12 protein-coding genes and 1 pseudogene are annotated in these 15,932 nt (G+C 66.7%); 6 read left to right on the forward strand and 7 right to left on the reverse strand.

Features of this window, described 5'->3' with window-relative positions:
* Positions 1-569: pseudogene (locus SBI80_RS18365) on the forward strand (prolipoprotein diacylglyceryl transferase); the annotation flags it as partial.
* Between the two features lie 10 nt (positions 570-579).
* Here the strand turns inward: SBI80_RS18365 and SBI80_RS18370 are convergent.
* Genes SBI80_RS18370 through SBI80_RS18400 form a run of 7 tightly spaced genes read right to left on the reverse strand, consistent with a single transcriptional unit; the run spans position 580 to position 6,755 of the window.
* Positions 580-1,347 carry a class II aldolase/adducin family protein gene (locus SBI80_RS18370; RefSeq protein WP_318976257.1) on the reverse strand — a complete coding sequence of 256 codons (768 nt, stop codon included), beginning with the start codon at positions 1,345-1,347 and terminating at the stop codon, positions 580-582.
* Between the two features lie 2 nt (positions 1,348-1,349).
* Entirely contained in the window at positions 1,350-2,549 is a 1,200-nt protein-coding gene (locus tag SBI80_RS18375; protein WP_318976258.1) for an aromatic ring-hydroxylating oxygenase subunit alpha, read from the reverse strand.
* Positions 2,542-3,426: a sugar phosphate isomerase/epimerase family protein gene (locus SBI80_RS18380; RefSeq protein ID WP_318976259.1), complete on the reverse strand. Its 885-nt coding sequence runs from the start codon at positions 3,424-3,426 to the stop codon at positions 2,542-2,544. The genes SBI80_RS18375 and SBI80_RS18380 overlap by 8 nt, the downstream gene beginning before the upstream one ends.
* Positions 3,423-4,391 (reverse strand): C-terminal binding protein, encoded by a 969-nt coding sequence (locus SBI80_RS18385; RefSeq protein WP_318976260.1) that lies wholly within the window; start codon positions 4,389-4,391, stop codon positions 3,423-3,425. Before SBI80_RS18385 ends, SBI80_RS18380 begins: the two co-directional genes overlap by 4 nt.
* Positions 4,391-5,170, reverse strand: coding sequence for an amino acid ABC transporter ATP-binding protein (locus tag SBI80_RS18390; RefSeq protein WP_318976261.1), 780 nt, complete (start codon positions 5,168-5,170; stop codon positions 4,391-4,393). Before SBI80_RS18390 ends, SBI80_RS18385 begins: the two co-directional genes overlap by 1 nt.
* Positions 5,167-5,898 carry an amino acid ABC transporter permease gene (locus SBI80_RS18395; RefSeq protein WP_318976262.1) on the reverse strand — a complete coding sequence of 244 codons (732 nt, stop codon included), beginning with the start codon at positions 5,896-5,898 and terminating at the stop codon, positions 5,167-5,169. The genes SBI80_RS18390 and SBI80_RS18395 overlap by 4 nt, the downstream gene beginning before the upstream one ends.
* Positions 5,899-5,903: 5 nt before the next feature.
* Positions 5,904-6,755, reverse strand: coding sequence for an ABC transporter substrate-binding protein (locus SBI80_RS18400; RefSeq protein WP_318976263.1), 852 nt, complete (start codon positions 6,753-6,755; stop codon positions 5,904-5,906).
* Between the two features lie 181 nt (positions 6,756-6,936).
* Here SBI80_RS18400 and SBI80_RS18405 point away from each other — a divergent pair, with 181 nt between their 5' ends.
* The 5 genes from SBI80_RS18405 (at position 6,937) to pyk (ending at position 15,930) form a co-directional block, all read left to right on the forward strand.
* Complete coding sequence (locus tag SBI80_RS18405; protein ID WP_318976264.1) at positions 6,937-7,878, forward strand: Lrp/AsnC family transcriptional regulator; 942 nt, start codon at positions 6,937-6,939, stop codon at positions 7,876-7,878.
* Between the two features lie 46 nt (positions 7,879-7,924).
* Positions 7,925-8,338 carry a DUF2752 domain-containing protein gene (locus SBI80_RS18410; protein WP_318976674.1) on the forward strand — a complete coding sequence of 138 codons (414 nt, stop codon included), beginning with the start codon at positions 7,925-7,927 and terminating at the stop codon, positions 8,336-8,338.
* Positions 8,339-8,421: 83 nt separating this feature from the next.
* The gene (gltB, locus tag SBI80_RS18415) at positions 8,422-12,978 is read left to right on the forward strand and encodes a glutamate synthase large subunit (RefSeq protein WP_318976265.1); all 4,557 of its coding nucleotides are present in this window, start codon (positions 8,422-8,424) and stop codon (positions 12,976-12,978) included.
* Positions 12,971-14,473: a glutamate synthase subunit beta gene (locus tag SBI80_RS18420; RefSeq protein WP_318976266.1), complete on the forward strand. Its 1,503-nt coding sequence runs from the start codon at positions 12,971-12,973 to the stop codon at positions 14,471-14,473. The genes gltB and SBI80_RS18420 overlap by 8 nt, the downstream gene beginning before the upstream one ends.
* A gap of 38 nt (positions 14,474-14,511) precedes the next feature.
* Positions 14,512-15,930 carry a pyruvate kinase gene (gene pyk, locus SBI80_RS18425; RefSeq protein ID WP_318976267.1) on the forward strand — a complete coding sequence of 473 codons (1,419 nt, stop codon included), beginning with the start codon at positions 14,512-14,514 and terminating at the stop codon, positions 15,928-15,930.
* Positions 15,931-15,932 lie beyond the last annotated feature (2 nt).

Below are 15,932 nucleotides of genomic sequence, written 5' to 3' on the forward strand. Positions count from 1 at the left end.
AGGCTGGCGGTGTGGGTTCAGTCGAAGGCGAAGACGCCGAAGCGGCTGACGCGAATGCCGCCGAGGTGCATGACGCCGCCGTCGAAGCCACCGCAGAAGCCGAAGCGACTGCCGATGACGTGGCCACTGAGTCGGAGGCCACCGAGGCTGAGGACGCCGAGGCTGGCGACGCCGAGGCCGAGGCTGGCGGTGTGGGTTCAGTCGAAGGCGAAGACGCCGAAGCCGCTGACGCGAATGCCGCCGAGGTGCATGACGCCGCCATCGAAGCCACCGCAGAAGCCGAAGCGACTGCCGATGACGTGGCCACCGAGTCCACGTCTGCGGAGCCTGAGGACGCCGAGTTCGAGGCTGGCGGTGTGGGTTCAGTCGAAGGCGAAGACGCCGAAGCCGCTGACGCCAACGCCGCCGAGGTGCATGACGCCGCCGTCGAAGCCACCGCAGAAGCCGAAGCGACTGCCGATGACGTGGCCACTGAGTCGGAGGAAACCGAGGCACCGGCCGCCGAGGTCAGGGCTGCCCCAGTCGCACGTCCGGCGCCGAAGAAGCGGTGGTGGCAGCGGCGCGGCTAGACCGGCGCCGTCAGTCGCGATAGTCCGGCTGGGTGCGTTCGAGCATTCGCAGCATCGCCGCCCAGGCCAGGTCGTACCCCACGTCGTCGGTGTAGTCGTCCCCGGAGGCGCCGCCCACGAGCTGTTGCGCGGCGTGCTCGCTGATCCGGGGGTCTGGAATCGTCAATTCTCCGAGTTGCGATGCGGCGACCTGGATCTCGCAGGCCTTGTTCAAGTAGTACATCCGCAGCAAGGCCCGTGCGGGGGTTGCGCCGACCGTCAGCAGTCCGTGGTTGCGCAGGATCAGCGCGTCGTGCGCACCGAGATCCTCCACCAGCCGTTTCTGCTCGTCCAGGTTCAGGGCAACGCCTTCGTAGTCGTGATATCCCACGCGATCGAAGAATTCCATCGAGATCTGGTTCACCGGCAACAGCCCCGAGGCCGACGCCGCCACTGCGCAGCCGGCGAGCGTATGCGTGTGCAACACACACATCGCGTCATGACGCGCGGCGTGGATCGCGCTGTGGATGACGAATCCAGCCGGGTTCACCTGATACGGCGTGTCGCCAATGATCCTGCCGTCCAGATCGATTCGCACCAGACTCGATGCGGTGATCTCCTCGAAGAGCAGTCCGTAGGGGTTGATCAGGAAGTGATCGTCCTCACCGGGGAGCCGCACCGAGATGTGCGTGAACACCAAGTCGGTCATCCGGTAGTGGGCGACCAGGCGGTACACCGCGGCCAGCTCCTGGCGCAGTCGAGCCTCGCTCACCGCGGGATCGCGCTGGTCGATGCCCATGCTCACTTCCCCAGCGCAGCAGGATCACCGGTGCGGTCGGCGACGAGCTGCTGGAACATCGCCGTCACCTGATCCCAGTGCGGCACCAGACTGGTGCGGTCCGAGGCCGGCGAATACCGTCCCGTTTGCAACTTGTCCAGGATCGGCAGGTCCTGTTCGTTCACCCCGAACAGCACGTCGGCGAGGCGCTTGCGATTCACCGAGTGATCCTCGGATGCGCCGTCCTGGTCGACGAAGATCGCCATGTGCTCGACGGTACGGTCGGCGCTGAGCGCCTCGAAGCCGATGACCTGGAACCAGTCCGCTTCCAAGAACAACAGTGCGTTGGGAAACACGCAGAAGATGTCTTGATTCTCGGTCTTGTCCAGCGGAACGTCGCCGAGGAATGGCAGCGCCTCGGACGTCTTGGCCGCCTTGCCCGTCGCACCCCGCGGATAGGAACCGCCGATGATCTGCGGCGCCAGCACCTCGTCGTCGACGTCCAGTGACGAGTCCACGGGACCGACCTGGGGGTGAATGAACGGGAGGTGGTAGAAGTCGAGGAAGTTCTCGACGACGAGCTTCCAGTTGGCGGCGACGTCGAAGACGCGCTCGTCGGCCAACCGGATCCGGCTGAAGTCGATGTGCGACCACCGCTGCGCAAGCGGGGCGATGAACTGATCGAATGATGCTGTCGCCGTACCGATTTCACGGTTGCTGAGATCGACGAACACCATCCCCGCCCACGCCCGGCACGCGACCGGCAACAATCCCAGCGCACTCTTGTCGGCCGGCCCGCTGCGGCCCTGACGCTCACGCTGGAAGTACGGCGTGACGGCCAGCTTGCCGTCCAAGTCGTAGGACCAGCAGTGGTAGGCACATTGGATGCGGCGCTTGACCTTGATGGGTTCCTCGGTCAGCGCCATCCCGCGATGCCGGCACGAGTTGTGGAAGACGCGGATCTGGTCGTCGTCGCCACGAATCATCAACAGTGGCTGGCCGGCAACGGTGATGGGCTTGACCTGTCCCGGTTCGTCGACCCAATGGGCATAGCCCGCCCAAACCCATCCGGCGGCGAAGATCCGTTCCTGCTCGAGCTGGTGGGCAGCCGCGCTGGTGTAGGCGCGCGCAGGAATCAACGCGCATTGGGAGCTGTCATTGATCAGTGGTCCACTGGCCACACGGTTGCCCGCGGAGGTGATTAGGTAGTCGACTTCATGCATCGTCTGTCGTCCAATTCTCGTGGTGCCGTCGCTGGTCATCGTCCAGTGCCGATTCGAAGGCGTCTGCCGCCCAGCGCATCAACGTCGTCGACTCCGCCCAGCGGTCCGAGATCTGCCGTCCCTCGAAGTCGGTGATCGCATAAGGGGTGGTGCCGAGCTCGGTGACGAAGCGCACCGGACGGTCCGGGTGCCGCCGCAGCAGCGACGCGAATCCTTGAGTCCACCAGTTCTTGAATCGTGGTTCCCACGGTCGCGCCATCGGATGACCCAGTGGCACCTGGATCTGGGCGCGGGTGGCGATCCGACCCTGCAGTGAACCCGACCGGTCGAGGACGGTCGAGACCAGGGATTCGTAACCAGGTTCGGTCCGTTCCGGAATCTCGTGCGCGCACACGTAATGCGACAGGTCCGCGGCGAGCTCGATCGACTCGTCGAGTTCCTCTAGCAGCAGGCAGGTGAACCGCAGGTCATTGGTGACGGTATTGCGATGTGTCTCCAGCTGCATGTCGATGCCGACGTCCGCACACATCCGTTGCCACCGGCTGAGGAGGTGCGTCAACCCGGTCACGTCGAACCCGAATACCCTCGCGCAGCAGATGATCCAGTCCGCGTCGATGATCTTGGCGTAGCGAATGGCCTCGTGGACGTCCTCGTCGCAGGAGGCGAAGACCAGGACGCAACCGCGCAGACCGCGGGCGGCCATCATCGGTGCGATCGCCGTCGCCGCGGGGGCCTGGCGCGCCCCTAGATCGACGCCGAGGCCCGCATAACCCGCTTCGGCGATCCGCGCCACCTGTTCGGCCAACGTCCAGGGTGCTCCCCGCCACGGCAGGTCCTCCATCGCCCACATCGATTGATAGAGCTGCAATTCAGTCACGACCGCACCGCTACCCGGTTGATGGCGCGATCGGGGCGGCCGTTGACGCGCCACGTCACGACCGCATCGGCCTGTCGTCGCACGTATTCGGCGTCGGTGATGTCGGACAAGAACCCGACGTGCGGCGTCGTGATCACCCGCGGGTGCTCGAGCAGGGGATGCGACGCGGGCAGCGGCTCCTGCTCGAACACGTCCAGCGCGGCTCCCGCGAGATGCCCCGAATCCACGGCGGCCAGCAGAGCGTCAGCGTCGACCACGGCCCCTCGCGAGACGTTGACCACGTGTGCACCGCGGGGCATCCGCGCATAGGCGCTGGCGTCGAGCAGTCCGCGGGTGTCCTTGGTCAACGGTAGGAACACGCCAAGCACGTCGCTGACGGCGAGCACCTCGGCGTAGGGCGCGGTGCCAACCCCCGGTACTGCGGCGGCGCCAGGACGTTCGGCCGCAACCACTCGTCGCACGGCAGCAGAGGCGAATTCGGCGTACCGGCGGCCGATGGACCCGAGTCCCAGGATGCCGACCGTGAGTTCGGACAGTCGGCGTGGGGCCTCGGTGGGGCGGGCATCCCACGGGTGTTCGACCCCGGAGCGCATGAAGTAGGGAAGCCGGCGAATCAACGCCAACGTGAGCGCCCAGGCATGGGTCGCGACTTCCTCGCTCGCCACCGGGCCGACTGTCGCCACCCAGATCCCGCGTCGCGAGGCGGCCTCGACGTCGACGTTGTCCGAACCATTCGACAGCAGGGAGATGACGCGCAGCTTGGGCAACCGCTCGAGAAGGGCTTCGTCGATGGGCGCGTAGCCAACCAGCAGAGCCGTGGCGTCGCGTGCGGCGGCGGCGATCACGTCCGGATCGCGGGACTGTGCGTAGTCAACTTGGAAACCGTTGGCTCGCAACAGATCCATCCCCGGGGTTGGATCGTCGCCATCATCGAGGTCGGTGTACACCGCCAGCGGCGCCCGCATCAGTGGCCCACCCCGCGCAGATGGGAGAGGAACTGGCGGGTTCGGTCGTGACGAGGATCGTCGAAGAACCGTTCGGGCGGTGCCTGTTCGACGATCACGCCGCCGTCGAAGAGCATGACTTCGTCGGCTACCCGTCGTGCGAAGCGGGCCTCGTGGGTCACCACCACCATGGTCATTCCGGCGTCGGCGAGGCCCTCCATCACTTCGAGCACCTCTCCGACCAGTTCGGGATCGAGTGCCGACGTGGGTTCGTCGAAGAGCATGACCGAAGGATTCGTGACGAGCGCCCGGGCGATCGCGACGCGCTGCTGCTGACCGCCGGAGAGCTCGCTGGGGTAGTGCCGCAACCGGTCGGCCATGCCAACGCGCTCGAGCATCGCCTCGGCACGACTGGCGGCGTCGGCCTTGTTCAATCCGACGACCTCGGTGAGCGCTAGCGTGACGTTGCGAAGGACGTCGAGATGGGCGAAGAGATTGAAACGTTGGAACACCATGCCGATGTCGCGGCGCTGCACCGCCAGGTGACGCTCGGGAAGTCGGCGCTTGGAGCCGTCTGACCGCGCGGTGACGCCAACCTGCTTGCCGTTCAACAAGATCTCACCGGAGTCGGGGTGTTCCAGCAGCGCCATCAGCCGCAGTATCGTGGACTTCCCCGACCCGGACGGGCCAAGCAGGGCCTTGACCTGCCCCTTGGCGACGGAGAAGTCGACACCCTTGAGGACTTCGGTGTCGCCGTAGCGGCGATGCAGGTCGATCGCCTGCAGCACGGACGCGTTCATGCGGGTACCGCCGCGCCGACCTTGGTGCCGGAGGCCTGACCAACGCGTCCCGAGGAGATCCAGCGGTAGCGGCGCTCGATGACGTGTTGGACGGCCATCAGCGCGGAGACGATCACCAGGTAGTAGATCAACGCAGCCGAATAGTACTCGGCGTAGCGGAAGGTCACCGATACCTGGGACTGGGCGGTCGTCAACAGCTCACGCAACGAGATCACCGAAGCCAGCGAGGTGTACTTCAGCATGGCGATCAATTCATTGCCCGAAGGTGGGATCGCGACCTTGATCGCTTGCGGGAGAACGACCTTGAACAGCACCCGGTGTGGTGCCAGACCGAGGGCACGGGCGGCCTGGTGCTGGCCATCGTCGACCGACAGCAGCGCCGATCTCAGGATCTCGGCCATGTAGGCGGCCTCGACGATGGAGAATCCGATCAGCGCCGCCAGGAATGGCGTGAACCAGTTCTCGCGAAGAGCGGGCAGCAGCTGAGGCCCGGCGTTCCAGATCAACAGCAGGACGAGCAGCGTCGGAATGGCACGAAAGAACCAGACGTAGGCACCGCCGACGAAGGTGGCGATTCGGTTCGAGGCGATGCGCAGCAGCGCGACACCGAAGCCCACGATGGATGCCAGCACCATGGCGCACACCGCAAGCGCCACCGACAACATGGCGCCCCGCAGAAACGCGCTCGACGTCAACGCCGCGGTGAACATGTCCCACTCGAAGTCCATGGTGGTCAGGGGCTGACGAGTCGGGACGGGTCGAGACCGTACTTCTTCGCCAGGTCGGGCAGTGTCCCGTCGGCGATGAGCTGCTTGATCCCGGCGGTCACTGGCTGCGTCAGCTCCGAACCCTTCCTGGTGAATACGCCGAACTGCGTCTCGGTGGGGAAGATGCCGGGTTTGGAGGTGAGCTTGCCACCCGACTTGCTCACCATGTCGACGACCGCGACGTCGGTTTCGATGAGCGCGTCTGCCTTGCCGTTGGTGACCGCGGCGACCGTCTCCGCGGTCTTCGGATAGGGCTGAATGGTGATGCCGGGCTTGCCCGCGGCGACGAATTGGTCCGAGAGGGTCTTCAGCGTCAGCTCATTGGAACCACCGCCTTGCACGGCGACGGTCTTGCCGGGCAGGTCGTCGGACGAGCGGATCGACTCGTCTCCGCTGCGAACGATCAAACCGGGGCCGGTGGTCATGAACGGAATGCCGTCGGCGACGCGTTGTCGTTCGGGACTGACGTAGAGAGCCGACCACGTGATGTCGCAACGCTTTCCGTTCAGCGCCGGGATCAACCCGTCGAACGACGTGTTCTGGAAGACCACCTTGACGTCCCACAGCTTGCCGAGAGCGCGGGCGCCGTCGGAGTCGAATCCCGTCGGATTGGCCGTGTCGCCATTCTCGAGGTACTCCATCGGCGGATACTCCGGGTCGGTGCACACCGACAGCTGACCCGCCTGGAGCAGGCCGGCGGGCGCCTTGCCCGACGCTGCGCTCGTGCTGTCGCCGCCACCGCAAGCGCTGACGAGGAGGGCACTCAACGCCGCACCGACGACGGTGGCGACGTGGGCAGGTTGGCTCCGCCGATTCATGGGGACTCCTGTGGTCGTTTGCGGGTGCACTGAAACCGTAGGAGCGCGGACCAGAACCCTCAACACCAGATATGCACTCCAACCGGGGCAATATCGATGATCTGCCGATCTACTCTGGTCGATAATGCACGCATCTACTCGATGTCGGTGACCAACTGCAGATTTGATTAGCGGAGGCGGAGTGTTCGACGCTTTGTTAACTTCAGATGACTCGCGCGTCGGCAGCCGGCTGGACGACTTGGACGACCAGATCCTCGCGGCCTTGCGCATCGACGGGCGGGTCGGGCCGGGGGAGTTGGCCACGCGTCTCGGTGTCTCTCGCACCACCGCGTCCAAGCGGCTGGCCGCACTGCTGCACACGACCGACGTGCGCGTGGTCGGCATGGTGCACCCCGAGACGGTCGGGGTCCGCTCCCTTGCGCACGTGTCGATCGCCACCAGTGCCCCCGCCATCGACGTCGGCGGCCGGCTGGCGATGCGCCCAGAGGTGCCGTTCGTATCCCTCGCCAGCGGCGCGTATCCGCTCATCGCCGAGGTGCGTGCTCACGACGACACCGAACTCTCCAAGCTGCTGGACGTCATCCGCTCACTGGACGGCGTCGAGTCGACCGAGACCTTGGTGTACACGGATCTGGTGCGCGACGTCCTCGGGCCGACGAAGGTGTCGGTGGCGTGGCTGGACGGCGTCGACAGACGGCTGCTCTCGCTGCTGCAGCTCGACGGCCGGATGCCCTACACGGCGCTGGCCGCCCGATCCGGGGTCTCGGTGGGAACGGCTCGCGCGCGCACCCTGCGCATGATCGAGGCAGAGGTGGTCCGCATCGGCGCGATCGCCGTCCCGGGACGGGAGGGACGCAAGGTCGACGTCGGGCTCGGCATCCGCATGCGCGGACGGGCAGCCGATGGCGTCGAGCAGATTCGCCAACTGTCCGAGATCCGGTTCCTGGCCACCACGATCGGGCGGTACGACGTGGTCGCCACGCTGCATGCGGACACCCTCTCCGACGTCGTGACCGCCATCGAACGAGTGCGGGCACTGACCTCGGTGACCCAGCTGCACAGCTGGGTGCACCTGCACACCCTCAAGGAGAGCTACCGCTACCCGATCGAGACGGGCTACTGAAGGTGCACCCTTGGCCGTGCGACGTTCTGGCATGCTGGACGGCGCGATGGAACCCGAGCACGCCACCAGCAACGCCAGACTCCCGTACGCGACCGTCGGCGCCGCGGGAGTAGTCGTCGGTGCCCTCGCCTACGTCGGGATCCGAGATCCCCACGCGCCAGGATTCGGGTTTCCCACGTGCCCCTTCCATCTGCTCACGGGGTGGAACTGCCCGGGGTGCGGCGGTCTGCGCATGACCCACGACCTGCTGCACGGCGACTTCGCCGCCGCCGTGACCGACAACGTGTTCCTGCTCGTCGGGTTGCCACTGCTGGCGATCTGGCTGGCCGTTCGCGCGCGGGGGGGTCGGAAGCTGATGCCGAGGGCCGCCGTGGCGATCGTGATCGTCGCAGCCGTCACCTGGACCGTGGTCCGCAACCTGCCCGGGTTCCCGCTGGTCCCGACGCTCATCCGCGGGTAACCGCTCCTCCCCGCTGATACACTGGCCGTTCGGGCCGCCGCAGTCCCACACCACTGATTTCCCGGACTGCGGAGGTGCTGCGAGTGCTCTTTTCGGCATTGCCAGAAGCTCAGGGTCTGTACGACCCCGAGAACGAGGCCGATTCCTGTGGCGTGGCCATGGTGACCGACATCAAGGGACGCCGCTCCCACGCCATCGTCGCCGATGGTCTGACGGCTCTGGAGCATCTCGAACACCGCGGTGCGGCAGGTGCCGAACCCAACAGCGGTGACGGCGCCGGAATCTTGTTGCAGCTTCCCGTCGAGTTGCTGCGCGAGGTCGTCGACTTCGAGTTGCCCGCGCCAACTGCGCAGGGCGCCAACACGTTCGCGGCCGGCATCTGCTTCCTTCCGCAGGATCTCGTGGCCCGCGCCGCGGAGGTCGAGCGCATCGAGACGATCGCGGCCGACGAGGGGCTCGAAGTCCTTGGCTGGCGCGAGGTTCCGGTGGACCCGGATGGCGCTGGCGTCGGTCTGACCGCGCTCGGCTGCATGCCCCACTTCGCTCAACTCTTCGTGGCCGCGCCGGAGCGCAACGGCAGCCGGCCCGGTGGCATCGACCTGGACCGCCGCGTCTACCCCGTGCGCAAGCTCGCCGAGCAGGGTGAGGTGTACTTCGCCTCGTTATCCAGCCGCACGATCGCCTACAAGGGCATGCTCACCACGATGCAGCTGCCGCATTTCTTCTCGGATCTGCGCGACGAGCGCTGCATGAGCGCGATCGCGATCGTGCACAGTCGGTTCTCCACCAACACGTTCCCGTCGTGGCCCTTGGCGCACCCGTTCCGCTTCGTCGCACACAACGGCGAGATAAACACCGTGCGCGGCAACCGCAACCGCATGCACGCCCGTGAGGCAATGCTCGCCAGCGCGCAGATCCCCGGCGACCTGGCCCGGCTGTCGCCGATCTGTACGGCCGAGGCCTCCGACTCAGCGTCGTTCGACCAGGTCCTGGAGCTGCTGCACCTCGGCGGACGCAGCCTGCCCCAGGCCGTGCTGATGATGATCCCCGAGGCATGGGAGAACAACACCACCATGGACCCGCAGCGGCGGGCCTTCTGGCAGTTCCACGCATCCCTGATGGAACCGTGGGACGGGCCCGCCTGCGTGACGTTCACCGACGGCACCGTCGTCGGTGCGGTACTGGACCGCAACGGATTACGGCCAGGACGTTGGTGGCGCACCATCGACGACCGGATCATCCTCGCCAGCGAGAGCGGCGTCCTGGACGTCGCCTCCACCGAGGTGGTGGCCAAGGGTCGACTCGAACCCGGCAAGATGTTCCTGATCGACACCGCGGCGGGCCGCATCGTCTCCGACGACGAGATCAAGGACGGTCTTGCCGCGGCCGAGCCCTACGACGAATGGTTGCACGCGGGTCTGCTCGACCTGGCCACGCTGCCCGAGCGCGTGCGCGTGCAGCCCAACCACGACTCGGTGGTGCGGCGTCAGATCTCCTTCGGCTACACCGAGGAAGACCTGCGAATCATGTTGACGCCGATGGCCGCTTCCGGTGCCGAGCCGCTGGGTTCGATGGGTACCGACACCCCGGCCGCGGTGTTGTCGCAGCGCTCGCGCCTGCTCTACGACTACTTCGTCGAACTCTTCGCCCAGGTGACCAACCCGCCGTTGGACGCCATCCGCGAGGAGGTAGTCACCTCGATGTCACGGGTAATGGGACCCGAGCACAACCTGCTCGAGCCGACCGCGGCGTCGTGCCGGCAGATCGTGCTCAAGTGGCCGGTGCTCGACAACGACGAGCTCAACAAGATCGTCCACATCAACGCCGACGGCGAGCAGCCGGGTTTGAAGACGAAGGTCCTGCGCGCGCTCTACGACGTCGAGCGCGGCGGCGAGGGCCTTGCCGAAGCGCTGGAGGACTTGCGGATCCGGGCGTGCGAGGCCATCACGAAGGGGTACCGCACGCTGGTCATCTCCGACCGCGACTCCGACCACACCAAGGCACCCATTCCGTCGTTGCTCGCGGTGTCGGCGGTGCACCATCACCTCGTCCGCACCAAGGAGCGCACCTCGGTCGCCCTGGTAGTCGAGAGCGGTGATGCCCGCGAGGTCCACCACATCGCCATGTTGATCGGGTTCGGCGCCGCCGCGGTCAACCCGTACCTGGCCTTCGAATCGATCGAAGACCTCATCCGCGAGGGGGAGCTGACCGGTATCGAACCGGCCACCGCGGTGCGCAACTACCTCAAGGCGCTCGGCAAGGGCGTCATGAAGGTGATGAGCAAGATGGGCATCTCGACGGTTGCCTCCTACACGGGCGCGCAGGCGTTCGAAGCGATCGGCATCGACCGCGAGGTCGTGGACGAGTACTTCACCGGGACGCCGATGCAGCTGGGCGGTGTCGGACTCGACGTGCTCGCCGAAGAGGTCAGGTTCCGGCACCGTCGCGCCTATCCGGAGAACCCGACCGAACGGGCCCACCGCCGACTGTCGGTGGGCGGCGAATATCAATTCCGCCGGGACGGCGAGCTGCACCTGTTCACGCCGGAAGTGGTCTTCCTGCTTCAACATTCGACGCGTACCGGTCGCCACGAGGTATTCGAGCAGTACTCCGACGAAGTGAACCGGCTGTCACGTGAAGGTGGCGCACTGCGGGGACTGTTCGAGTTCAAGACCGGGTTGCGCGAACCGGTGGCGCTCGAGGAGGTCGAGTCCGCCGAGTCGATCATGACCCGTTTCAACACCGGTGCCATGAGCTACGGATCGATCTCCGCGGAAGCGCACGAGACGATGGCGATCGCCATGAACAACCTTGGCGGGCGGTCGAACTCGGGTGAGGGTGGCGAGGACGTCGACCGGTTGTACGACCCGCGCCGGCGCAGCGCGGTCAAGCAGGTGGCCTCCGGCCGGTTCGGGGTGACCAGCGACTACCTGGTCAATGCGACCGACATCCAGATCAAGATGGCTCAGGGCGCCAAACCCGGTGAGGGCGGTCAACTCCCCGGTTACAAGGTCTATCCGAACATCGCCAAGACACGGCACTCGACGCCGGGCGTCGGGCTGATCTCACCGCCGCCGCACCACGACATCTACTCGATCGAGGATCTGGCGCAGCTGATCCACGATCTGAAGAACGCCAACTCCGAGGCCCGCATCCACGTAAAGCTCGTCAGCTCCGTGGGGGTCGGCACGGTCGCGGCCGGGGTCTCCAAGGCGCACGCCGACGTCGTGCTGATCTCGGGATACGACGGCGGTACCGGCGCCGCGCCGCTGACGTCGCTGAAGCATGCGGGCGCGCCGTGGGAGATCGGGCTCGCCGACACCCAGCAGACACTGGTGCTCAACGGTCTGCGTGACCGCATCACGGTGCAGTGCGACGGCGGCATGCGCACCGCGCGCGACGTGATGGTGGCGATGCTGCTCGGCGCCGAGGAGTATGGCTTCGCGACGGCCCCGCTGGTGGTGGCGGGCTGCATCATGATGCGGGTCTGCCACCTCGACACCTGCCCCGTTGGGGTGGCGACGCAGAATCCGGTGCTGCGGGCCCGCTTCAACGGCAAGCCCGAGTTCGTCGAGAACTTCTTCAGGTTCATCGCCGAGGACATCCGGAAGTACCTCGCGGAGATGGGCTTCCGCAGCATCGACGAAGCGGTCGGACGGGTCGACATGCTCGACACCGCACCGGGGGTGGCGCATTGGAAGAGTCAGGGCCTGGACTTGGCGCCCATCTTCACGGTGCCGACGGACGCGCACGGCGCTCAACTGACCCAGCGCCGCAAGCTCCGCGACCAGGACCACGCGCTGCAGCATGCCCTCGACCAGACCCTCATCGCGTTGGCCGAGGGGGCCCTCGAGGACGCCCACCCCGTGCGGCTGGAACTGCCCGTGCGCAACGTCAATCGCACCGTCGGCACCCTGCTGGGATCGGAGGTCACCCGCAGGTACGGCGCGCAGGGCCTTCCCGACGACACCATCCACGTCACCCTCGTGGGTTCGGCCGGCCAGTCGATCGGCGCCTTCCTGCCGCCCGGCATCACGATCGAACTGATCGGTGATGCCAACGACTACGTCGGCAAGGGACTGTCCGGCGGGCGGGTGATCGTCAAGCCCGACGACGACGTGCTGTTCCTGCCCGAGGACAACGTGATCGCCGGCAACACACTGCTGTTCGGCGCGACGTCCGGTGAGGTGTTCCTGCGGGGCCGGGTGGGGGAGCGGTTCTGCGCGCGCAACTCCGGCGCGCTGGCCGTCGTCGAGGGAGTCGGCGACCACGCCTGCGAGTACATGACCGGCGGGCGAGTGGTGGTGCTCGGGCCCACCGGCCGCAACATGGCCGCGGGGATGTCCGGTGGCATCGCCTACGTGCTGGGGCTGGATCCGGCGATGGTCAACCTCGACATGGTGGAGCTGCAGCGCCTAGAACCCGAGGATCTGACGTGGCTGCACGGTGTCGTCGCGCAGCACGGTCACCGCACCGGCAGCACGGTGGCGCGGTCGTTGCTGTCGGACTGGCCAAGGCGCAGTGCGCAATTCACGAAGATCATGCCGACCGACTACGAGAAGGTGCTGCACGCCACGCGCATGGCCAAGGCAGAGGGTCGGGACGTGGACACTGCGATCATGGAGGCAACCCGTGGCTGACCCGACCGGATTCCTCAAGGTGCCCAAGGTCGAGGCCGCCAAGCGGCCCGTCGACGAGCGGGTCGGTGACTGGCGCGAGGTGTACGAGACCCAGGACCCCCACGAGCGGGCCAACGAGGTGTCCCAGCAAGCCCGGCGCTGCATGGACTGCGGAATTCCGTTCTGCCACTCCGGCACTGCGGGCTGCCCGTTGGGCAACCTCATTCCCGAGTGGAACGACCTGGTACGACGGGGTCGGTGGAACGCGGCAATCGATCGGCTTCATGCGACCAACAACTTTCCAGAGTTCACCGGCCGGTTGTGTCCGGCCCCATGTGAGGCGGCGTGCGTGCTGTCGATCGCAGAGGCCGACACGGGTGGCGCCGTCACCATCAAGCGCATCGAACAATCCATCGTCGACACGGCATGGATGAACGGCACCATCGAACCGCAGCCCGCTGCGATCTCGACGGGTCGCGGCGTCGCGGTGGTCGGTTCGGGGCCGGCGGGACTCGCTGCGGCACAACAACTCACGCGGGCCGGTCACCACGTCACCGTCTACGAGCGCGATGATCGCATCGGCGGTTTGATGCGCTACGGCATACCGGAGTACAAGCTAGAGAAGGCCACGCTGAACCAGCGATTGGCGCAGATGCGGGCCGAGGGCACGCGGTTCGTCACCGACTGCGAGGTCGGCGTCGATCTGTCCATCGAGCAGCTCCGCCGCCAGCACGACGCCGTCGTATTGGCCGTCGGCGCCCTGCGATCCCGGGACAACGAGGTCGAGGGCCGCGAGCTCGAGGGCGTGCACCTGGCGATGGAGCACCTGGTGCCCGCCAACAAGGAGTGCGAGGGCGACGGCCCGTCACCGATCTCGGCGGCGGGCAAGCACGTCGTGATCATCGGCGGCGGCGACACCGGTGCCGACTGCCTCGGCACCGCGCATCGGCAGGGAGCGGCGTCGGTCACCCAGCTGGACTACAACCCGGAGCCGCCCGGGCAGCGCGACGACACGCGCTCGCCGTGGCCCACCTGGCCGTTGATGCTGCGCATGTCGCCCGCCCACGTAGAAGGTGGTGCCCGTCGCTACGAAGTGGCCGTACAGCGGTTCGTCGGTGACGAGAACGGCCACGTCAAGGCCATGGTGATCGCCGAGGTGAAGGTTCAGCGCGATGAGGGCGGCCGCCGGATCATCACGCCCGTCGGCGACGAGATCGAGATCCCCTGCGACCTGGCGCTGCTGGCGATCGGGTTCGAGGGTGTCGAGCACATGCCGCTCCTCGACGGGCTCGGATTGAAGCTCAACGGGCGCGGGGCACTAGCCTGCGGTTCGGACTGGCAGACCGACGCGCCGGGCGTCTTCGTGTGCGGGGATGCCCACCGCGGTGCGTCCCTGATCGTGTGGGCCATCGCCGAGGGACGCAGCGCCGCGCATGCGGTCGATACCTACCTCATGGGCGAGTCCGAGCTTCCCGCGCCGGTCAGACCCGGTGCGCTTCCCCTTGCCGCCGTCTGAATCGTCATCTGAATCGATCACGACTATGCTGAGTCAACGTGACTAGACGCGGAAAGATCGTCTGTACGTTGGGCCCCGCCACTTCCTCTGACGAGCAGATCAAAACTCTCGTCGAGGTGGGCATGGACGTCGCGAGGCTGAACTTCAGCCACGGCGACCATGCCGACCACGAGATGTCCTACAAGCGGGTGCGCGCCGCCTCCGACCAGACCGGTCGGGCCGTCGGCATCCTCGCCGATCTGCAGGGCCCCAAGATCCGGCTGGGCCGCTTCGCCGACGGGCCGACCGTCTGGACGGCCGGTGAGACCGTGCGCATCACCGTCGAGGACGTCGAAGGTACCCACGACCGGGTGTCGACGACCTACAAGGAACTGGCCAAGGACGCGGCCGTGGGCGATCGCCTGCTGGTCGACGACGGCAACATCGGGTTGACCGTCAGCGAGGTCGACGGCAACGACGTCGTCTGCATCGTCACCGAGGGTGGCAAGGTCAGCAACAACAAGGGACTCTCGCTGCCCGGCATGAACGTGTCGGTCCCCGCGCTGTCCGAGAAGGACATCGACGACCTGAAGTTCGCCCTGCGCCTGGGCGTTGACCTGATCGCCCTGTCCTTCGTGCGCTCTCCCGCCGACATCGAGCTGGTGCACGAGGTGATGGACGAGGTCGGTCGCCGCGTCCCCGTCATCGCCAAGCTGGAGAAGCCGGAGGCCGTCGAGAACCTCGAGGCCATCGTGCTGGCGTTCGACGCCATCATGGTCGCCCGCGGCGACCTCGGCGTCGAGCTTCCGCTCGAGGAGGTGCCCCTGGTGCAGAAGCGGGCCATCCAGATGGCTCGAGAGAACGCCAAGCCGGTCATCGTCGCCACCCAGATGCTCGAATCGATGATCGAGAACTCCCGCCCGACCCGCGCCGAGGCGTCCGACGTCGCCAACGCGGTGCTCGATGGTGCCGACGCGGTGATGCTGTCCGGCGAGACGTCGGTGGGCAAGTACCCGCTCGAGGCCGTCAAGACGATGGCTCGCATCATCACCGCGGTCGAGGAGAACTCCACCGCGGCCCCGCCGCTGACCCACGTGCCCCGCACCAAGCGCGGCGTCATCTCCTATGCCGCCCGCGACATCGGCGAGCGGCTGGACGCCAAGGCGCTGGTCGCCTTCACGCAGTCCGGTGACACGCTCAAGCGCCTGGCCCGGTTGCACACTCCGCTGCCTCTGCTGGCGTTCACGCCGTTGCCCGAGGTGCGCAGCCAGCTGGCCCTGACCTGGGGTACCGAGACGTTCATCGTGCCGCACATCCAGACCACCGACGGCATGATCCGCCAGGTCGACGAGTCCCTGTTGTCGCTCGGTCGCTACAAGCGCGGTGACCTGGTGGTCATCGTCGCTGGCGCTCCTCCCGGCACAGTAGGCTCGACCAACATGATCCACGTGCACCGGATCGGTGAGGACGACCACTAAGG

Origin of the sequence: Mycolicibacterium sichuanense, assembly GCF_033741125.1 — a bacterium.
In the GTDB taxonomy this organism is placed as follows: Bacteria; Actinomycetota; Actinomycetes; order Mycobacteriales; family Mycobacteriaceae; genus Mycobacterium.